This is a genomic window from Sulfuricurvum sp., assembly GCF_031427015.1.
In the GTDB taxonomy this organism is placed as follows: Bacteria; Campylobacterota; Campylobacteria; order Campylobacterales; family Sulfurimonadaceae; genus Sulfuricurvum.
In genome coordinates this window covers 235213-254146 of record NZ_JASJOW010000003.1, presented here as the reverse complement: position 1 = coordinate 254146, position 18934 = coordinate 235213, and the positions used below count along the sequence as shown (strand labels likewise).

Annotated in this window: 21 protein-coding genes; 9 read left to right on the top strand and 12 right to left on the bottom strand. The window is 41.6% G+C overall.

Annotated features, from left to right (window positions below; genetic code table 11):
- Nucleotides 1–195: 195 nt before the first annotated feature.
- A complete protein-coding gene (locus RMO68_RS06555) occupies nucleotides 196–495 on the top strand; it encodes a chorismate mutase (RefSeq protein ID WP_310439925.1) in 300 nt (99 codons plus the stop codon).
- Here RMO68_RS06555 and RMO68_RS06550 read toward each other — a convergent pair whose 3' ends face one another.
- Nucleotides 496–1725: a dihydroorotase gene (locus RMO68_RS06550; protein WP_310439924.1), complete on the bottom strand. Its 1230-nt coding sequence runs from the start codon at nucleotides 1723–1725 to the stop codon at nucleotides 496–498.
- Nucleotides 1726–1786: 61 nt separating this feature from the next.
- Here RMO68_RS06550 and RMO68_RS06545 point away from each other — a divergent pair, with 61 nt between their 5' ends.
- The 3 genes from RMO68_RS06545 to RMO68_RS06535 are packed head-to-tail and all read left to right on the top strand — an operon-like array spanning nucleotide 1787 to nucleotide 3709.
- Nucleotides 1787–2143, top strand: coding sequence for a c-type cytochrome (locus RMO68_RS06545; protein ID WP_310439923.1), 357 nt, complete (start codon nucleotides 1787–1789; stop codon nucleotides 2141–2143).
- The gene (gene lpxB / locus RMO68_RS06540) at nucleotides 2140–3189 is read left to right on the top strand and encodes a lipid-A-disaccharide synthase (RefSeq protein WP_310439922.1); all 1050 of its coding nucleotides are present in this window, start codon (nucleotides 2140–2142) and stop codon (nucleotides 3187–3189) included. The genes RMO68_RS06545 and lpxB overlap by 4 nt, the downstream gene beginning before the upstream one ends.
- Complete coding sequence (locus tag RMO68_RS06535) at nucleotides 3182–3709, top strand: hypothetical protein (protein WP_310439921.1); 528 nt, start codon at nucleotides 3182–3184, stop codon at nucleotides 3707–3709. The genes lpxB and RMO68_RS06535 overlap by 8 nt, the downstream gene beginning before the upstream one ends.
- Nucleotides 3710–3713: 4 nt before the next feature.
- Here RMO68_RS06535 and RMO68_RS06530 read toward each other — a convergent pair whose 3' ends face one another.
- Genes RMO68_RS06530 through dsbD form a run of 3 tightly spaced genes read right to left on the bottom strand, consistent with a single transcriptional unit; the run spans nucleotide 3714 to nucleotide 6343 of the window.
- The gene (locus RMO68_RS06530; protein WP_310439920.1) at nucleotides 3714–4097 is read right to left on the bottom strand and encodes a hemerythrin family protein; all 384 of its coding nucleotides are present in this window, start codon (nucleotides 4095–4097) and stop codon (nucleotides 3714–3716) included.
- Nucleotides 4098–4151: 54 nt separating this feature from the next.
- Nucleotides 4152–4535 (bottom strand): thioredoxin family protein, encoded by a 384-nt coding sequence (locus RMO68_RS06525; protein ID WP_310439919.1) that lies wholly within the window; start codon nucleotides 4533–4535, stop codon nucleotides 4152–4154.
- Nucleotides 4535–6343 (bottom strand): protein-disulfide reductase DsbD, encoded by a 1809-nt coding sequence (dsbD, locus tag RMO68_RS06520; RefSeq protein WP_310439918.1) that lies wholly within the window; start codon nucleotides 6341–6343, stop codon nucleotides 4535–4537. Before dsbD ends, RMO68_RS06525 begins: the two co-directional genes overlap by 1 nt.
- A 139-nt stretch (nucleotides 6344–6482) precedes the next feature.
- Here dsbD and RMO68_RS06515 point away from each other — a divergent pair, with 139 nt between their 5' ends.
- Nucleotides 6483–8399: a thioredoxin domain-containing protein gene (locus RMO68_RS06515; RefSeq protein WP_310439917.1), complete on the top strand. Its 1917-nt coding sequence runs from the start codon at nucleotides 6483–6485 to the stop codon at nucleotides 8397–8399.
- Between the two features lie 23 nt (nucleotides 8400–8422).
- Nucleotides 8423–9358: a polyphosphate kinase 2 gene (gene ppk2 / locus RMO68_RS06510; protein ID WP_310439916.1), complete on the top strand. Its 936-nt coding sequence runs from the start codon at nucleotides 8423–8425 to the stop codon at nucleotides 9356–9358.
- A gap of 33 nt (nucleotides 9359–9391) precedes the next feature.
- On the opposite strand, the gene thrC is transcribed toward ppk2, so the two are convergent.
- From thrC to RMO68_RS06475, 7 genes are all read right to left on the bottom strand, one after another.
- Complete coding sequence (thrC, locus tag RMO68_RS06505; protein WP_310439915.1) at nucleotides 9392–10864, bottom strand: threonine synthase; 1473 nt, start codon at nucleotides 10862–10864, stop codon at nucleotides 9392–9394.
- Between the two features lie 75 nt (nucleotides 10865–10939).
- Nucleotides 10940–11791 carry an acetylglutamate kinase gene (gene argB, locus RMO68_RS06500; RefSeq protein ID WP_310439914.1) on the bottom strand — a complete coding sequence of 284 codons (852 nt, stop codon included), beginning with the start codon at nucleotides 11789–11791 and terminating at the stop codon, nucleotides 10940–10942.
- Nucleotides 11775–12677 (bottom strand): tetraacyldisaccharide 4'-kinase, encoded by a 903-nt coding sequence (locus tag RMO68_RS06495; RefSeq protein ID WP_310439913.1) that lies wholly within the window; start codon nucleotides 12675–12677, stop codon nucleotides 11775–11777. Before RMO68_RS06495 ends, argB begins: the two co-directional genes overlap by 17 nt.
- Before the next feature lie 11 nt (nucleotides 12678–12688).
- Nucleotides 12689–13807, bottom strand: a complete 1119-nt coding sequence (locus RMO68_RS06490) for a DegT/DnrJ/EryC1/StrS aminotransferase family protein (RefSeq protein WP_310439912.1) — start codon at nucleotides 13805–13807, stop codon at nucleotides 12689–12691.
- Nucleotides 13808–13821: 14 nt separating this feature from the next.
- Complete coding sequence (locus RMO68_RS06485; protein WP_310439911.1) at nucleotides 13822–14622, bottom strand: NAD+ synthase; 801 nt, start codon at nucleotides 14620–14622, stop codon at nucleotides 13822–13824.
- Nucleotides 14623–14682: 60 nt separating this feature from the next.
- Complete coding sequence (locus RMO68_RS06480) at nucleotides 14683–15495, bottom strand: ferritin-like domain-containing protein (protein WP_310439910.1); 813 nt, start codon at nucleotides 15493–15495, stop codon at nucleotides 14683–14685.
- A gap of 29 nt (nucleotides 15496–15524) precedes the next feature.
- Entirely contained in the window at nucleotides 15525–16688 is a 1164-nt protein-coding gene (locus RMO68_RS06475) for a hypothetical protein (RefSeq protein WP_310439909.1), read from the bottom strand.
- A gap of 126 nt (nucleotides 16689–16814) precedes the next feature.
- Between RMO68_RS06475 and RMO68_RS06470 the strand changes: the two genes are divergently transcribed.
- Genes RMO68_RS06470 through RMO68_RS06460 form a run of 3 tightly spaced genes read left to right on the top strand, consistent with a single transcriptional unit; the run spans nucleotide 16815 to nucleotide 18462 of the window.
- The gene (locus RMO68_RS06470; RefSeq protein ID WP_310439908.1) at nucleotides 16815–17078 is read left to right on the top strand and encodes a GIY-YIG nuclease family protein; all 264 of its coding nucleotides are present in this window, start codon (nucleotides 16815–16817) and stop codon (nucleotides 17076–17078) included.
- Entirely contained in the window at nucleotides 17063–17827 is a 765-nt protein-coding gene (locus RMO68_RS06465) for a transglutaminase domain-containing protein (RefSeq protein ID WP_310439907.1), read from the top strand. Before RMO68_RS06470 ends, RMO68_RS06465 begins: the two co-directional genes overlap by 16 nt.
- 41 nt (nucleotides 17828–17868) lie before the next feature.
- Complete coding sequence (locus tag RMO68_RS06460; protein WP_310439906.1) at nucleotides 17869–18462, top strand: MBL fold metallo-hydrolase; 594 nt, start codon at nucleotides 17869–17871, stop codon at nucleotides 18460–18462.
- On the opposite strand, the gene RMO68_RS06455 is transcribed toward RMO68_RS06460, so the two are convergent.
- Nucleotides 18459–18932: a hotdog domain-containing protein gene (locus RMO68_RS06455; RefSeq protein ID WP_310439905.1), complete on the bottom strand. Its 474-nt coding sequence runs from the start codon at nucleotides 18930–18932 to the stop codon at nucleotides 18459–18461. The genes RMO68_RS06460 and RMO68_RS06455 overlap by 4 nt on opposite strands.
- Between the last annotated feature and the right edge of the window lie 2 nt (nucleotides 18933–18934).

Genomic DNA, 18934 nt, shown 5'->3' with positions numbered 1-18934 from the left:
TCGATTGCGAAATTTGAATTATCGCTCCGGACATCATAATAGCCTTAATCTTAAATATTTATAAGAAATAGTGAAATGTGGCGAAAAATAGCAAATAAGATATTATTATATATTTTTGTGTGATATAAATGTGATATAGTGAGAGAAATGATATTATATGGTATCATATCGATATGTTTGAAAAGGGGATTTTGAATGAAAATTGAAGAATGCCATTCCCTAGCGGAAGTTCGCAACCATATTGATCATTTGGACGATCAGATCGTCGAATTAATTGCTGCTCGCAACAGTTACGTTAAACAAGCCGCAAACTTTAAACACTCTATCGAAGAGATCAAAGCCAATGAGAGAATGGAAGCGGTGATGGACCGTGTCCGTACCCGTGCAATGGAGTTCGGGGTTTCTCCAAATCTCCTCACCACCCTTTACAAAATCATGATCGATGAAATGGTCGAAGCGGAAATTTCGGAATTTCGCAATGCTAAATCACTGTAATTAAAACGTAGTCACTTCTCCGCGACAAATCGCCATTATCACTTTTCCCTCTAATATTTCATTTTTATAGAGACTGTGGTGATGGGGAACTTCCGTTTTTTTAGACGGATCAAATACAATACAATTCGTACTCAATCCTACTGTAATTTCTCCCGATTTTATCCCGATATGTTCTGCCGGTGTACGTGAAGCCAGCCCGATAAATTTGCTCATATCGATAATTTTATTTTTAATGAGATAGCTATAGCACAACGGAAGGTACTCGGTAATAGAAGTTGTCCCGACATTGGCATCGTAAAAAGTGATATCTTTATGTACATCGGAGTTGGGTTGATGGAGCGACGTTAAAGAATGGATATCTCCTCTTATTAACGCATCGATAAGTTGAAGACGTTTAGATTCGCTCACTAAAGGGGGGTTTATTTTAGCATCCGTATCAAATCCTGCGCATGCCGAATCACTTTTCAGCAAATGGTGAATCGCTACTTCGCACTCTACCGATATCCCCTCTTTGCGTGCTTGTGCAATTAATTCGATCGATCGGGGCTCCGTAACACTTTTAAAGACGATTTTGATTCCGAAATAGCGGGCGATTTCAATCATAGAAGCGATGTGGACGACTTCGGACATCGGTGATATTCCCGGCAGACCAAGCTGTGAAGCAATCTCACCGTCACTAATTACGCCGCTCTCAAAAAGACTTTTATCTTCCGCCTTGTAAAACAAAGTTTTCTCTGCCATTTTCAGATACTGGGCAATACGATTAATTAGATTATAATCTTGAATCGTCGAAGTATGCACCGCTAGGCACCCTTTTTTCAGCATAATAGCGATATTGCTCAAAGCCCCTGAATCATTTAACGCACTTACCGCTGTCTCAATGGTTGCACCGTTTTTTGAATAACGGTGCTGTTGGACAAATTCCAGAGTTATCTCATTATCGATGCGTGGGATAGAATCACTGGCAAGAAGCACGGTACCGACTCCACCGCTAAGTGCTCTACCTGATAGTTTTTCAAGATTTGTTCTGTTGAGTTGCGAATCTTTTAAACGTACATCGGTATCAACAAGAGCAGGAATCAAATAGCATCCATCCGCTCGAATAATCTCATCGCCGCTAAGATTCTCTCCGATCGCGGTAATCACCCCATTTTCAATCTGAACATCACCATAACGTTCTCCATTGATATCACAGATAATTGCACCCGATATGATCATAATCTCTCCCATTGCTCTTTTGTAGGTATAATTACGGTATTTTAGTCCAAGAAATGTTAAAGGTACCTCTAAAGTGCTCAAGTTCATTCTGTTTTTACTCCCGATATTTCTCTACAGTGCTACTGACATCTATAAAACGGGTAAAAATCTCTATTTTTCAAAGGGGTGCAGCGGATGTCACGGGATATCAGCTACAGGGACAAACTTATACCCCGCTCTTGCCTATCGGCGCAAACCGTTTTTAATTTCAAAACTAAAAGATTATCGCGCTAAAAAAGGTTCTACCCAGCAATCGCAAATGATGATCCCTTTTGCTATGGGGCTTAATGACAAAGAGATCGATGCTCTAACCACTTTTTTAAGTGAATACCATGAAAACAAAAGCAATTACAAACCCGATATAAGCACACGAGGAGATGGAGGATCATGAAAGTATTAGTCAGCGCTCTTGAGCACTCTGCCAACGTTCATTTGGCCTATCTTGTGAAAGAACTGGACGAAGATGTCACATTACACGGTATATTTGACCGCTCATTGGGAGAGAGTATTGTCGATCTGCGTTCTACTTCCGTTATGGGATTTGTTGATGCGATTAGAAAACTCCCTTTTTTCTTCCGCCTCAAAGATCAAATGCTCAAGCTGGCTGAGTCTGCCGATAAAGTGCTTCTGATCGATTCATCGGGATTTAATCTCCCTCTGGCCAAAGCGATTCGCAAACGCTATCCGAAAAAAGAGATCATTTATTATATTCTCCCTCAAGCATGGGCATGGAAAAAGAAACGGATTCCCATACTGGAGAAAACAATCACCAAACTTTGTTCTATTTTGCCTTTTGAACCCTCCTATTATTCTCCCGATGCTCCTATCGAGTACGTAGGACACCCCCTCCTCGATGAGATCACCGTCCGTAAAGCCGATCTCACTCCAAGCGGAAAGATAACATTTATGCCCGGAAGCCGCCCGGGAGAGATTAAACGTCTTATGAGTGTATTTCGAGAATTACGTGCTATGTTGGAGACACGTGCCGTAGTTGTCATTCCTCCACACTTTAGCGATCAACAGATTCAAGAGCTGTACGGTGACATCTCTGATTTTGAAATTACCTATACCGCACATCAAAGTTTGGCTGAATCGGACTTTGCCTTTATCTGCAGCGGTACCGCTACATTGGAAGCATCTCTTATAGGGACACCGTTCATCCTCACCTATATCGCCAAATCACTCGATTATGCCATCGCAAAAAGGCTAGTTAAACTCGATTTCGTAGGGTTAGGAAACATCCTTTTTTCCCATGCATACGGAAGATCTCTGCATCCTGAGTTCATTCAAAACGAAGTCAATGCACAAAATCTGTATAATGCTTATCAACAAATGGATAAAATTGCATTTTTTAACGATGCAAAAAAACTCCGTGAGCTTTTGCGTCACGGCAGTGCAAAACGAATGAGCCAGATTATTAAGGAAAACAATGATTAGACTAGTTTCATGGATGAGAACAAAAATCGGTAGTTTTACCAACGATAAGATCATCCCCTATACTTTTAGCTTGAGTGATGGCCCGATGCTTTTTCGTGATCTTTTAAAAACGAATAAAATGTATCAAGAGGGACTCAAACTCGAAGGAAAAATTCCGGGATTCCGTCTCAGTATCGGACGAAGCTACCTCGTTTTTATAGCCCTTTGGCATTTAATTTTACTCCCTGCCTCGGCACTTTTCCATACCGTATTGGCAAAGATAGATTGCCATCTTCTGATTTTGATGGCGATACTCTTTACGGGGATGTTTTTTGCAACCTACGCTATTTTTAAAGAGTACCTTATTGATACGGTCGCATTAAAAATTATCAAAAGTGCATGGGTAAATCATTTTCCCCATTTTGATTACGATTTACATGCCAAAGAGGTAGCAAAGATTTATTCGGAAGCATTGGAAAAAGAGATACCGCATAAAAATATGCAGCTTTATATTTTGGATAAGTTAGTCGAAAATAAATAAATACCTAGCGGCTTAGGGTGATTACCCTTGCCAAATCGCTGTCCATATTAAGCAGATGATTGCGAAACCAATCACCTAGCCGATCCTTCACATACACTTTAGCAAACACCAGCTTCCCACTCACTACTTTCTCTCTGAAATAATTCATCTCATCGAGTGCTTTTTGGTGCTCTTGTTTATGTTCGGATTTATTCGGATAAACGACCCGTTCCATATCCGCCTCTTCTTCGGCAAAATGTCCCTGAGTATGAAGAATAACCGCATTAAAAGCTTCTAAAAAATCGCTATCTGTAGCATTTTTGAGTGTGTTGTACAACACATAGAACTCTTCATGCCGTTGGTCAATCGTATCTATACCGACTTTTAAAGCTTCCGGCAAATGAGACATTGAGAGCCTTTTTTATAAAGGTATTCAATTATCGTTCTACATCTAAGTGGAACTCTATTTTTTATATTTTCCCAAAATACCCATAAACGTCGGAATATTTGCGGCACCGTCATGGCGACCGATTTTCTTGCCTGAAGCATTTAAAAAATGAAATGTCGGTGTTCCGATGTATCCTAATCCCTCAGGAAGAAAGTCTTTGTGAATATCGAGATGAACCGGAACAAAGCTTTTGTGAATTTCACTCGTAACCGCTTTTTCTTCAAAAACGACATCATTCATGTATTCACACGCCGGACACTCTTCACGTGAAAGCATCACCATAATATTTTTTTTCTCTTTTTTTGCTTGTGCCAATGCCGCGTCATACGATGATGCCCATTTGAGTTCCGCCAATGCACAGCTTGCTAGAAGCGATAATACCAATATTATTTTACCCATTAGATTGCTCCTAAATGTTTTAGAAATTCTTGAGGATCTTTAAATCCGACAATATCAGAACTTTTAGTTCGCTCCCCTTTTTCATCAAAAAATAAAATAGCCGGAGGGCCGAAGATACCGTATTTTGAACTGATCGCACGTGCAGCCTCGTCATTGGCAGTTAAGTCTACTTTTACAAGAACATAGCTGTCCATTGCTGTTTTAACGGATTCGTCGCTAAAGGTTTTTTCTTCCAATTCTTTACATGCGGTGCACCAATCAGCATAAAAATCAACCATTACACGTTTACCTTTGTTGTCTGCCAAAATTGCATCCAACTCTTCGATTGAAGTAATACGTTCAAATGTTTTATGTTGATTTTGTGCGACAGAAGCTACCGCTTCTTTATTTGGCAAAAAAGGATCAAGCGGGTGAAGCGGGCTTTTCGCTCCGCTCATCCCTCCAAGTAATAACGACATACCGTAAAGTAAAATAATAATGCCAAGTGCTTTTTTGTTGGCACGATGACACTTGATGCAACGTCCGCGAATCGGTTCAAGTGCGCCGATATTTATCGCTACGAACACTGCCAATGCTCCCCACAGCATCATCGAAATGTTTTCATCAAGAATACGGCTAATCATCCAAATAGAGACACCGATCAGCATCACTCCGAAAATTGATTTTACGGTATCCATCCAAACACCCGGACGCGGCATAAATTTGCCGGCACTGGTACCCACTGCTACCAGCGGAATCCCCATACCGATGCTAAGGGCAAAAAGAGCAACACCGCCAAGCAATGCATCACCCGTTTGACCGATGTATATCAATGCCCCCGCCAACGGTGCCGCAACACACGGTCCAACGATCAATGCCGAGAGAAATCCCATAATGGCTACACCCACGATACCGCTTCGTTGTCCGCTAATTTGTGTAATACGTGATTGAATGACATTAGGAATTTGAAGCTCAAAAAGATCAAACATCGACATTGCCAAGACGACAAAGATCAAAGAGAATAAAGTAATAATCCACGGTGTTTGGAATGCCGCTTGAAGGTTCGCACCGAAAAGCCCTGCCAAAATACCGGCTATCGTATACGCAACCGCCATAGAAAGTACATAAACAACGGAGAGCCAAAATGCTTTTTTAGTCCCTAGCCCAGCCCCTTGTGCCACTATGACCGATGAGATAATCGGAATCATCGGAAATACACACGGAGTTAATGCTAACAATAAACCGAATCCAAAAAAGCTCAAAATAATAAACCAGAGACTTCCACCCTGAATAACACTCGCAATTTGATCTGTCTCGGATGTTTTCGCCCCTTTGTCGGGTTCGGTAACTGTCAAGGTTGCGGTTTCAACAGCCGGAGCCTTTAATATAGAATTATTTCCTCCGCTTCCGAGGGGAAGGTTATCGGCATTTATCCCGATTTTCAAGATTGTCTCTGTCGGTTCATAACATAACCCCGCAGAAGAGCACCCTTGATAAGAGAGTTTTACACTAACACTCTTTTCTCCGCTAAGACCAGAGTTTTTAGAGAGTTTAATGCGAATCGCCGGAGATTCCTCGAAAACACGCTCACCTTCGTGTTCAATAGCTTCATTCATCTTTACTGAAACAAAGTTGATCCCGTCTTTTAGATCGCTATCCTCAACTTTCAATTTTTCGGCATAAAGATAAATTTTTTCTCCAAGCTCGATTTCGACACCGATAGTTTCCCCGTCAATCATGCTGATTTTAGGTTTAAACGCTTCATCGGGCTGTAAAAAACCGACCGCCCATACGTTCAATGAAATTAGTAAAAACAATAGCCAACGCATAAATAAACCTTATTCTGAATTTCTCTTATATTTTACCGCATTTAACTGTAACGAAACGTAGTGAGAAACATTGTTAATATTTTTCAGTTTATCTATAGAATCAGATGTTACACTACACCAACTTTATACGGAGAAACGCATGTCCAATCGTCTCGCACTCGAAGATTCCCCTTATCTCCAACAGCATTGTGAAAATCCGCTTGAATGGTATCCATGGTGTGATGAAGCCTTTGAGAGAGCACGAAGTGAGCACAAAGCGATCTTTATCTCTATCGGCTACAGCAGCTGTCACTGGTGTCATGTGATGGAACATGAGGTATTTGAAAATGTTGAGATTGCCGCATTTGTGAATGCGCACTTTATCTGCATAAAAGTTGACCGAGAAGAGCGCCCGGACATCGATAAGCACTACCAAGAACTTCATATGCTCCTCAATCGTAGAAGCGGCGGATGGCCCCTCTCTATTTTCTGTACCCCTGAGAACAAACCCTTTTACGCCGCAACCTACATTCCCCCTTTTAATCGTGATCGTATGATGGGATTTAGTGAACTTACCGCAATCATCGCTGAAAAGGTGGCTGAAAATGACGAGAAACTGTTTCAAAATGCTGATGAAATCACTGCTTACATGCGACCGAAAAACGAAAACGCTCAAGCAACCGCTTTAAACGAAAAAATCCTCACCCAATTTACCCTCCAAGCCGAGCACAACTACGATGAAATCAACGGCGGTTTCTCCAAATCACCGAAATTTCCTCATGTATCAACACTCCTAACCCTTATACGTATTCAATGGCTCTATCATGATGAAAAAATAAAGAACATGATTACCCATACCCTCGACTCGATGGCACTAGGAGGGATGTATGATCTAATCGACGGCGGGTTTTGCCGTTACAGCACTGATGAGTCATGGATTATCCCTCATTTTGAAAAAATGGCGTATGACAATGCCCTTTTGTGTGAGCTCTATGCTCAAGCGGGGATGATTTATCACGAAGACCGATACCTCCAAATTGCTAAAGAGACAGCCGATTTTATGATGCAATTTATGATGGAAGATGATCTGTTTTATAGCGCCAGTGATGCAGATAGTGAGGGTGAAGAGGGGAAATATTTCGTTTATACCTACAATGAAATTATCACCGTGCTCGAAACCCTATCCATCCCTAATATTCATGAAGCGGCAAAGATAATCGGAGCAACTCCCGAGGGAAATTTCGAAGGGCTTTGTATTATCCGTTTATCTTCACAGGAACGTCCTCTGTGGTTTGAAGATTTTTGCAAAGAACTAAGCCGTCTACGACTAAATAGAACCTATCCCTTTATCGATCAAAAAGTGATTACGGCATGGAATGCCATGATGATTAAAGCCCTCTTTATTTTAGGAAAATCGGGTCAAAACTATCTGCATCAAGCCGTCAAAAGTTTAGCAAAGTTAAAAACAACCATGCTTATCAATGAACAACTCAAACACTCTGCCCTCATTCATAAACCACCGAAAATAGATGCGTTTTTAGAAGATTACGCCTATCTGTGCAGTACCTTCATTGAAGCGTATCAATCAACCTTTGATGAGCATTATCTGATTGATGCTCAACGTTTTGCCAATAAAGCGTTGGAACTTTTTTACGAAGAGGGAAAATGGTATTTTAGCCGAGGGGCTTTTACCACGGTTGCGGAATTAGATGATAGTACCTATCCAAGCGCCATGGGGGTTATGGTAAATGTATTGCAGAGTCTCGGATTACTAGTTGATCCGAAATATAGCCGTTTTGCGTTTAAAAGCCTCGAATATGTATCCATCAAACTGATGAAAACACCTATTTACTACCCTACCCTCACCGCTGAAGTGATACGTTATCTCAAAGGACAACGTCTCATCAAACATAATTCTGAATATTTAAAAAAGATAATACACCCCTTTAGCCACCCTTTCACTCTCCTCAAAAATGACGAAACCTTACATGAATTTACTATTTGTGGAGAAAATAGCTGTTTTGCAGCGACAAAAGAGTTAGCGCAACTTGATGAATTAATCACTTCAACGTTATAATTAAAAAAATTAGGAATAAATGAATGGGCGCAAAACACTCAATGGCTACAGCGGAAATAGCCGAAGCCGAAAAGATCGAAGATGTTGTACATGATGATCGACGTCTCACTCCGGCTCAAGCAAGAGCTGAAAAGCGTAAAACCGATCCAAAAAATGTACGTCTTCCGGTATGGGTCAAAAAAGAGGTTTTAGATTATGAGAGTGAACTCAAAAATCTACAAATCGAATTGCTTAAACTTCAAAATCATGTCAAAGATAAAGGATTGAAAATCCTGATGATTTTTGAAGGGCGTGATGCTGCCGGTAAAGGGGGGACGATCAAACGGATTACCGAACATCTCAACCCTCGCGGTGCTCGTGTCGTAGCACTCGATAAACCGTCCGACGTCGAAAAAACCCAATGGTACTTTCAGCGCTATACCCAACATTTGCCAAGTGCCGGTGAAATCGTCCTCTTTGACCGTAGCTGGTACAATCGCGGAGGAGTTGAACCGGTTATGGGATTTTGTACTCCGCAAGAGCACCAAGAGTTTTTAAATCAAGTGGGTGAGTTTGAACATATGCTCGTTAGCTCCGGAATAATCCTCTTTAAGTTTTACTTTTCTGTCTCTAAAGATGAACAAGCCAAACGGTTTAAAGAACGAAAAACCGATCCGTTAAAACAGTTTAAACTCTCCCCTGTTGATGCCAAGTCACAAGATTTATGGGACAAATATACTGAAATGAAATATTCTATGCTTCGCGCTTCCCATACTGGAAATGCTCCATGGGTCATCATCCGCTCAGATAATAAGAAAAAAGCACGTATCAATTGTATAAAACACATTTTATCAGGCGTTCAATACTCAACTTCAAAACAACCCGATTTGAATATATCGAAAAAAATACTCATTTGGGGTGATGAAGAGATTAAGTTGATGGAAATGGCACTGCATCAAGGGGCGCTAAAAGCAAAATAGAAGTAAGCGATATTTTGGGTTACCCCAAAACATCTAGTTCAAAAAATTCAAAATCTCTTTTTCGATGTTCTCTTTGTCAATAACGCTGTCTTGCGTAATCGGTTTCGAGAAGAGCCCTTTTATCATCTCTGGAATAGCCGTTTGTGCTGTTTTACTGATAGAAGCAAGGGCATCAAGATCACACGTATCGACTTCCCCCGTGAGCGCATTGGCAATCGTCGGAGAAAATTTTGTCCACTCAGCGGTTGAATAGACGATAGTTTTAAGAGGTTTGGTGGCACAGCAATCATACGCTTTAAAGCAGGTCGCCGTATGCGGATCCATCAAGTAGCCATAATCAAATGCCTCTTTAATATACCCTTTTCCTTCTGCACCGTTACAATAATCCGCCGCAAAAAGATTTTGAAGTTTCATTGTTTCATTATCATCCAAGGCGTAAAAACGCTCTGCTTCCAATCCACTCATAAGCGCTTTTGTCCGTTCGCTTCCAAAAAGATCGAATAAGATACGTTCCACATTACTGGAGATTAAAATATCCATAGCAGGGGAAGTTGTGGCGACAACATGTTCACCGCGTAAATCATAACGTCCCGTATTGATGAGACGGGTAAGAACATTGTTTTCATTTGAAGCAATAATAATTTTTTCAACGGGAAGTCCCATTTTATAGGCATAATATCCGCCGAGTGCATTCCCGAAGTTCCCGCTTGGAACGTCAAGATATACTTTTTCACCCAGTGTAATAGCCTTTTGGCGAACCAACTCTAGGTAGCTGTGAATATGGTAGATAATCTGAAAAATAATCCGTCCAAAGTTGACTGAATTTGCCGCAGACAAAGAGATGTTTTTTGCTTTTAGCGTATCTTTGAAGCTTGCTGAGCCTAAAAGACGCTTAAGGGCGCTTTGTGCATCATCAAAATCCCCTTTGATTCCGATGACTTTGAGGTTTTGTGCATCTTCAGTTACCATTTGGAGGCGTTGAACGTCTGAAGTTCCGCCATCAGGGTAGAGGCATGCGACACGAACATTAGGACGATTTTTAAATGTCTCTAACGCCGCGGGGCCTGTATCACCGCTGGTTGCCGCTAAAATGAGATACTCTTGGCCACGCTTTTGAGCGATAGAAGATAGAACCACACCAAACGGCTGCAATGCCATATCTTTAAAAGCACGGGTCGGCCCGTGATAAAGCTCACTCACATACAAATCATCACGTACTTTGACAACCGGCACTGGGTTGAGAGGATCATCGAATTTATCATAAAGGGATAATGCTTCATCAATGACTGAAGGTTCAATATCAATCGCAAGGGTCGTCAATAAATCTTTCGCCAACACTTTATACGAAGAGCCCAAATGTTTCGAAAGAAACGCTTCCCCTAAATTTGGAAGTTCACTGGGAACGTATAATCCTCCGAAGGATGCGATAGGGCTTAAAATCGCCTCTGAAAAGGCAACCTGCTGTGGATGGATTCCGTCGTTTCCGCGTGTTTCAATAAATTTCATCGGTTCACTTTATAAAATTTTTGTGATTATAGCAAAGGCACCATCAGGGAACGCTTAGAGAAAAAAAACGGGAGTTCACAGTGTAATCTGTGTCCCTACCCCCTCAGAGGTGAAAAGTTCGAGCAAGATCGCGTGCTCTATCCGTCCATCGATAATATGAGCTTTTTTCACCCCCATATCGACTGCTTCGAGACACGAATCGACTTTCGGTACCATCCCGCCACTAATCGTTCCGTCCGCTTTGAGCGCTTCAACCTGTGCTTCGGTAAGGGTTGAAAATAGCTCTTTCTCTTTGTTTAATACCCCCGAAGTGTCGGTCATAAAGATCACTTTACACGCACCGATTGCCGCCGCAATCGCCGATGCGGCAAGATCGGCGTTGATGTTATATCCCGGATGCCCTACGATAGGATCACAACCGATAGGGGCAATGACGGGGATGAAACCCTCTTGCAAAAGATTATGGATAACCGAGCCGTTCACACTCTCAACACGCCCCGTAAGACCGAACTTTGCCTCATCTTTCGGTTTAGCGCGGAGAAAATGGGCATCTTTTCCGCTGATCCCGATCGCTTTGGCCCCGTATGAGTTGAGGAGTGAAGTGATCTCTTTGTTGATCTCGCCGCTGAGAACCATTTCGACAATCCGCATAACCTCAGGAGTACTGACCCGTTCACCGTCGATAAATTCGGTCGGGATTTTAAGATCGCTCAGAAGCTGAGAGATACGACTACCGCCACCGTGAACAATAACCACTTTTACCCCTACCAAATGAAGCAAAACAATATCTTGGGCAAATTTAGCCTTAAGTTCATCGGAAGTTTGAGCGGAACCGCCGTATTTGATGACAACGATTTCATCACGAAACTCTTTAATGAACGGCATCGCGTCCATGAGAGTTTTGACGGTATCAATTTTTCGCTGCATTTACATAGTCCTTCACAGTAGTTATTAATGCCTCATCCAACGTGATGGAAAGTTCCAAAATAGAAAGATTGAGTTTTTTATAGGTCGACATTTTAACCAAGTCTTTTGAAGTTACCAAGAGACTCGTCGCACCGGTACGCTCAACAATCATTTCTAATTCCCCTTGGGTAAAGAAATGGTGATCTTCAAAATAGATTTTTTCACTCACTTCCGGCAGATAAGGATCAAGTCTCTCAGGGCGTGCAATCGCAGTTACCAATACCATCTTTTCCGTTGGGTTTTTAATACTCACGGAACGTTGAAAAGCCACTTTTTCCATCAACACGATAGCCTCTTTGCTACTCCACAAACGTTCTCTATACGGTCCTGCAGGAAGACAATAAGGGTTGGTGGTCGGAACGGCGATTACAAGATCAAGCTTCTCAATAGAGTGTTTGCCGTATCCGTCATCAAGCAATACGACTTCGCATCCCATCGATGCAGCTTCTGCGATTCCCCGTTCTCTAATTTCACTGACAATTACCGTAGCATTTTCCAAATACTCGGCATAAAGCATCGCTTCATCACCGCTTCGAATCACGTCACACAGTATCGTTGATTTATATTTAACAACAACCATTCCACGACTTTGTCGTCCGTATCCGCGCAATACTATAGCCGGCTTCTCAAAGTGTTTTGCCAGTTCAATGACGACGGGGGTTTTTCCACTACCGCCGAGGGTAAGATTACCGATGCTCACGACAGGAATCCCTAAAGATTTAGGGACACTCCGACGATAGCGTACGTAGGCCCCTAAGCAGTAGATCCAGCTAAGAGGTAAAAGTAATAGGGAAAGGATTTTTTGGCTCAGCGAGGGGTTGTAAAAATATCGTTCGCCCCATAGCACCCAAAAACGTTTCAAACGCGTGTTGAAGCTACATCCAAAATTGCGTCACAAATCTCTTCGACTTCATCGTCGCTGAGTGCGGCATAATTCGGAATTGAAAGTACTTGTTGATAGTTACGAAGAGCCACCGGAAAATCATTAACCCGTAAAGAGTATTTTGATTTATAATAACTCAATAAATGAAGCGGAATGTAGTGCAAACCGCACTCGACTCCCCGCGCAGAGAGCTCACGTGCAAATGAATCACGATTTTTATCGACTTTGATAATGTACAACGAATAGGCATGTTCTTCATTGGCGATAGGAAGTCTAATATGCGGTGCATCGATAAGACGTTCATTAAATATTTCAGCGATTTGACGTTGTCGTTCAATATTTTCATCTTGTTTCTCAAGCTGAATGATAATTGTTGCCGCATCGAGAGGACTCATCATGTATTGACTTCCGATATCGGTAACATCATAGATGTACCCTAGCCCCTCATCCTCTACTACCATTGCATGATTGCGAAGTGAGCGTGCACGCTCCATAATCTCTTCATCATCACAAACCATCATTCCGCCGTTACAAACATTACGACGTAAATGGGGGCTAAAATCAAAACAGGTAATGTCGGCACCGGTAGAACCGATTTTTTGCCCGTTATAGGTTGCACCTAGAGCATCGGAAGCATCTTCCACGATTTTGACATCGTACTGTTTTGCCATCGCATACAATCGATCCAACTCGACACTTTGACCTGCAATATGAGAGACAATGACCGCTTTGAGTTTTTTGGATTTATTTTCAGCCAAATACGCTTCGAGTTTATCCAAATCGATAGTAAAAGTGTCAGGATTAATATCGATAAAAATCGGCTCTGCATCGAAATGACGTACTACTTCGGGAACGGAAGGGTACGCATTGATGGAACAGAGCACTTTATCACCCCGCTTGAGATCAATCGCCAACATTGCCAAATGAAGTGCTGCCGTGCCGTGTGAAGTAGCCAAAGCGTACGTTGCTCCGATATACGATTCAAATGCCGCTTCTAAATCTTCAATAATATTCGGTGCTTCTCCATCTAACACTTCATCAATTTTTTCTCGTTCATCTCCGCCGACTTCGACACGATAGAATGGGATACTCATTTTTTGTTCCTTTTTTATAGGGTAATATCTCTGGGATAATTAAAATCATGATTGAGCGTTCGTGATGTCAATTTTGCGATTACAGGCATACGCCGTTTAAATTGATTTTGATAAATTCTCTTTACTATCATATCAACTAATTGAGAATTTTCTCCATCGGCAATCATATCTTCAATCGTATGCCGTTCTTCAACGTAACGCTTTAACACACGATCCAAATCTACATACGGAAAACCTATTTCCGTTTCATCACTCTGCCCTGCCCATAAATCAGCAGAAGGAGGTTTATCAATAATCGAGCTTGGCACCCCTAAATAACGGGCTAATTCAAATACTTCGGTTTTATACAAATCACCGATCGGGTTGAGCGCACTCGCTAAATCTCCGTACAGTGTTCCGTATCCGAGCATCAGTTCGCTTTTATTACTGGTTCCCAGAACTAAAGCCCCCTCGCGCGCCGAAATATCAAACAGCGTTACCATTCGTAACCGCGCCGAAAGGTTCCCTATCCGAAGCGGTGTCATATCGGTAGACTCATAGGCTCGCAGCATCGATTCAATACTTTTCGTCTCGGATCGGAGTCCGAATACTTCGCATAATTCATCTGCATCATCCAATGAATTTTGGGATGAATAGTGTGAAGGCATTTTAATACAGAGCAAGTCATCACCGAATGCACGATGCGCCAATACAGCCACAACGGCGGAATCAATACCGCCGCTCAAGCCCAAAACTACTTTTTTCAGACCTGTTTTACGAACTTCTTGATCCAAAAATTCGCGCAAGTACCGGCTGACAAGTTCGTATTTACCCACTACCTAACCTTACTTTAGTATTAACTATTTGCATTATAACTAATTTTCGTAACGAAGTTATTAACACTTTGAGAGAGAAATACGCTCCAATTCATCTTGATGAAATCCTGCTTGCGCTCTTGCCGTACAATTAATATCAATTCTTCGGGGAAAACTGTTAGGATAGTGTTTTTCAATGATTTCAAAATAGCTTGAAATCCCCTTATTCTCTTGTGAACAAGCGTATTCAAACCATACATCCCCTTTACGGACATGGTCAACCTCTTCCTCTAAAATAATATGAAGTGCCGCCATAATTTTTTGTATCATCGGATCGCTCTTATGCGGCTGTAATTTACGAAGGATGAGAGGAGTTGCATCCAAACCGTTGGCTTCAAGGTATCTCGGCACTACTGCCATTCGTTCATGTAGATCCAGTGTCCGCATAGAGGCTTCAAACAAGGCATCATGTACCGGATATTCCCCGTAAAAACTCCCCAAATCACGGAGTAATACCTCTATCATCTCAAAATGGCGCACTTCATCGTCGGCTACTTCTAACCAATCACGTTCAAAATTTTCACCTAATCCGCGAAAACGATACACGGCATCGAGGGCAAGATCGATTGCGCTGTATTCAATATGGGCGATTGCATGAAGAAGTAATATCTGACCTTGAGGGGTATTAAGTTTTGTACGTCTAGGCACTTCCTTGGGATCAATCACCGTACAAAAATCCCGATAGGAGGGGTGGCTAAAAATGATAGGCTTAATTTGGTCATCTCGTGTAATCTCGCCCCGACGATAGGTATCGTAAAACTCTCGAAAGAGGGCTATTTTTTTTCTGGGATCTGAAGCGGTCAAAATAGTTTCAAGGATATTGTAAAGTTTCATAGTTCTAATTGTACATTATGAGGATTCACTTATTGAGAAATCAATTCCATCATTTGTAGTTGAACAGCATAAATTTGTGCTTGAATAGAAATTTTTTCCTCTTCCCTTGCTTTTTGAAGTTTAACTTCTAAAGATTGTAACCGCTTTTTTAATTTCTCTAGCTTTATATCTATAGAGTCACTATCTTCATCAATATTAATTTTATATAAGTTAATCCCCTGAAGTTTTTTCATCGTATTGTTTGCCGATGATATCGTCTCTTGAACAGTATTTTCTCTTAAAACAGCCAAATCTATTTGTGAGATCATCCCTCCTTTTCCGTTTTCAAACAAAAAAAAGCTACTTTTTCGCATTACACCTAATAGCTCATTTGAGGAATTTTTAACCTCAAATGGTGTTACAATATCTCCCAAATATATTGCACCGATTCCTACTTCACCGATTGCAATAAGTTCATCCCTATTTTCTGTTTTATACCACACTCTTAATTTATTAAAAATGGAGTCGTTCTCATCAATCCAACCATTTTTGTCCTCATCATACATCCTAAGTTCTTGGAACCCATTACCGCTTTTTGCCCCAAATAATTCATTACCGTTATCAATTATTCCATTACTGTTTTTATCTAATGCTAAAAAAGCACTCGTATTTCCTAGCATTGATATTTGGTCTTCTGCCCCATCACTATCAATATCAAATGAAAAAGTTTTTGAATTTAATGAAGGGAAAGAACCTTTCAGCTCAATCACAAGAGGATCCATCAACGCGTTAAACTTCTCTTCGACACGTTCATGAACTATCTTCGTCTGCTCAACAAAACTTCGAGAGAGTGAAACACTTAGATTAAGTTCAATCTCACGATTATCGGTTTTTATAGTTGCTGTCGTATCAAATGTGAGTGCTTCAGCCTCTGAATGAATAGTTCTAAATCCAAAATTATCACCTAGCTCTATACTCTGACGTATCCCCTCTAGAAGTGAAGTGCTTAAATCTCTTATAAGAAGCTTTTCCTCTGTATTTGCAGATATCGTATTATCAGTTACGCTACTGCTTCCAATCGATTCATCCCCTTTAAAATTGTTTTGTGAAGAGTGTTCTTCCTTTATCTCATCTCTTTGAAAATCTTGCTTGTTTGAGCTTTGGTAATGGAAATAATCAGCATTGCTGAAAACATTATATCTTTCTACTTTCATACGATTATTCCCCCTTTTATCTAATGCTATAAAATCGACTAAAAGATATTTAATTTAAACTATATAATGAGTTCAATATGTATCTGTATATCATTTTATAAACTACTATTTTGCTATACTCACTCCATGAAATCATCCGAAAAAGCCTACACTCTTTATATTCTAAAATGCAGTGACGATACCTATTACACGGGGATAGCAATCGATGTTGAAAAACGGTTGATGGAGCATAACACGTCGGACAAAGGGGCAAAATATACCCGTTCGCGTCGTCCCGTAGAATTGATCTACCGTGAAGAATACAACGATAAAAGCAGTGCGCTCAAGCGAGAGCTCACCATCAAACGGATGAAACGCTCCAACAAAGAGGCTTTATGGACTTGTGGATAAAAATAACCCTTATCCTTCTGCTGGCGATACTTATCTATCGTGAAATTCTCAAATCAGCACTTCACCACCACCAACGTCCGAGTCAAAAATCGAAAGCGAATTTCCTAAACCTGCTCCTTGTGGGAGGGGTGGTAGGAATCTTTACCTATGCAGGGATTTCAATAACCTGGATTGAAACACGGGATTTACGCCCCTATATCCCAAAACATTCTCCTCAAATGGTCAGTATCTTTGATCGTGGAGTTATTGAACTGGAGGGGATGGTGATTAAAACGAATTTGGCACGTGAAGGAGAACTCTCGAAACTCGCCGATACGCTTACCGAAGGGTGCAACAACGATCAAGGATGCGAAGTTCAAAAAATGTTCGACTATGTCACTAATATCCCCTATAAAACGGACTATACCAGCCGCAATGCCAAAAAAGTGGTAGAGAGCAACTGGGGGGATTGTGACGACAAATCGAATCTCTTTGCCTCCTTATTGAATGAGAAAGGGTATGAGTATCGCTTTGTCTACGTGCCTCATCATGTTTTTGTCGTTGTCCACCTTAATGATACCGACGATCTCCCTTTTCTAAGTGCCAGTCTTAAAATTGAAGGAAAAAACTTCTACTACGCCGAAACCACTTCAGAAGGGGCTAGAATCGGTGAATTTAACGGCCAATTCCCTTATAACTTCGAGGGGATTTACGATATTAAAAAGAATGAACCGGTTGAACGTGATACCGTCTCATTCTCAATTAGCTGAAACCTCTTGTTTATGGTAAAATTTGACCAAAAAGAGCACCTATGGAAATCCTAAAACGCCCGATGGGCGATTATCAGACTAACTGCTATATTGTTAAAATCGATGGCAAAGAGATCATTATCGATCCGGGGATGGGGGCGACCGAGTGGGTACTGGCAAATGTCAAAAACCCGATAGCCATCCTCAATACCCACGGTCATTTTGACCATGTTTGGAGCAACAGTACCCTACAAGAAAAACTGAATATCCCCCTCTATACCCCTACAGGAGATGTGATGCTCCTCCAAAACAGCACATGGATGCCGGGGTTGCCCCCCTCGACCCCCGACGTCGAAGTCGAAGGAGACCAGACATTTAATCTCGACGGTATTGAAGTGAAGTTCCACCATTTTCCGGGCCATTGTCCCGGATGTTCCATGATTGAAATCGGGGATGTTATGTTTAGCGGGGATTTTTTATTTAAAAACTCGATCGGGCGGGTTGATTTTCCCTACTCCGATCCGGAAGCGATGAAGGAGAGCTTGAAGAAGTTTTCACAGATGAGAGAAGATAAAATTCTCTACCCCGGTCATGGGGAAGCGACGAGTGTCTATGCCGAACAGCAGCATGTCGCCTACTGGATTCGTTCGATTTAAGAGTCGATATTTTTCAAAAGATCCAGACGGAGTACATGACGTTCGGTTACAACCGTTTTAAACTCCCCTTCAAAAACTTTGATTTCATGGACGAAACCACGGACGGTAACGTTACGTTTCCGTCCCTCTTTTTGATGCTCCGTTGCTTCAAACGTAACCGTGTCCCCGACTCTAACGGGAGCTAAAAAAAGGCAGTTGCACGAAGCCAAGACAACATTAGGTTCATTTACGGCAACCATTGCGGAGAAATCGGCTGCACTGAAAATAAATCCGCCGTGAACCAATCCTACCTCATCGGCACGCATCACTTCATTGGTTTCCAGCATTACTTTAGAGTACCCGCTTTCCAGCTTAATAATTTCTCCGCTGTAAACGGTATTGATGCGCTCATGCGTATTCAGCGCCGTTTGCGGGCTGATCGCCACTTGGATCATCTCATTCATAATATCTGATGCTTGCTCTTTTGCCAAAA

What these genes read in the sequence shown, in the direction of transcription:
- RMO68_RS06490 (WP_310439912.1), bottom strand. Translation starts at nt 13,807, where the DNA reads ATGAGTATCCCATTCTATCGTGTCGAAGTCGGCGGAGATGAACGAGAA.
- RMO68_RS06465 (WP_310439907.1), top strand. Translation starts at nt 17,063, where the DNA reads ATGGACTTGTGGATAAAAATAACCCTTATCCTTCTGCTGGCGATACTT.
- RMO68_RS06535 (WP_310439921.1), top strand. Translation starts at nt 3,182, where the DNA reads ATGATTAGACTAGTTTCATGGATGAGAACAAAAATCGGTAGTTTTACC.
- RMO68_RS06480 (WP_310439910.1), bottom strand. Translation starts at nt 15,495, where the DNA reads ATGAAACTTTACAATATCCTTGAAACTATTTTGACCGCTTCAGATCCC.
- RMO68_RS06525 (WP_310439919.1), bottom strand. Translation starts at nt 4,535, where the DNA reads ATGGGTAAAATAATATTGGTATTATCGCTTCTAGCAAGCTGTGCATTG.
- RMO68_RS06475 (WP_310439909.1), bottom strand. Translation starts at nt 16,688, where the DNA reads ATGAAAGTAGAAAGATATAATGTTTTCAGCAATGCTGATTATTTCCAT.
- RMO68_RS06555 (WP_310439925.1), top strand. Translation starts at nt 196, where the DNA reads ATGAAAATTGAAGAATGCCATTCCCTAGCGGAAGTTCGCAACCATATT.
- argB (WP_310439914.1), bottom strand. Translation starts at nt 11,791, where the DNA reads ATGCAGCGAAAAATTGATACCGTCAAAACTCTCATGGACGCGATGCCG.
- RMO68_RS06470 (WP_310439908.1), top strand. Translation starts at nt 16,815, where the DNA reads ATGAAATCATCCGAAAAAGCCTACACTCTTTATATTCTAAAATGCAGT.
- ppk2 (WP_310439916.1), top strand. Translation starts at nt 8,423, where the DNA reads ATGGGCGCAAAACACTCAATGGCTACAGCGGAAATAGCCGAAGCCGAA.
- dsbD (WP_310439918.1), bottom strand. Translation starts at nt 6,343, where the DNA reads ATGCGTTGGCTATTGTTTTTACTAATTTCATTGAACGTATGGGCGGTC.
- RMO68_RS06460 (WP_310439906.1), top strand. Translation starts at nt 17,869, where the DNA reads ATGGAAATCCTAAAACGCCCGATGGGCGATTATCAGACTAACTGCTAT.
- RMO68_RS06550 (WP_310439924.1), bottom strand. Translation starts at nt 1,725, where the DNA reads ATGGGAGAGATTATGATCATATCGGGTGCAATTATCTGTGATATCAAT.
- RMO68_RS06530 (WP_310439920.1), bottom strand. Translation starts at nt 4,097, where the DNA reads ATGTCTCATTTGCCGGAAGCTTTAAAAGTCGGTATAGATACGATTGAC.
- lpxB (WP_310439922.1), top strand. Translation starts at nt 2,140, where the DNA reads ATGAAAGTATTAGTCAGCGCTCTTGAGCACTCTGCCAACGTTCATTTG.
- RMO68_RS06515 (WP_310439917.1), top strand. Translation starts at nt 6,483, where the DNA reads ATGTCCAATCGTCTCGCACTCGAAGATTCCCCTTATCTCCAACAGCAT.
- thrC (WP_310439915.1), bottom strand. Translation starts at nt 10,864, where the DNA reads ATGAAATTTATTGAAACACGCGGAAACGACGGAATCCATCCACAGCAG.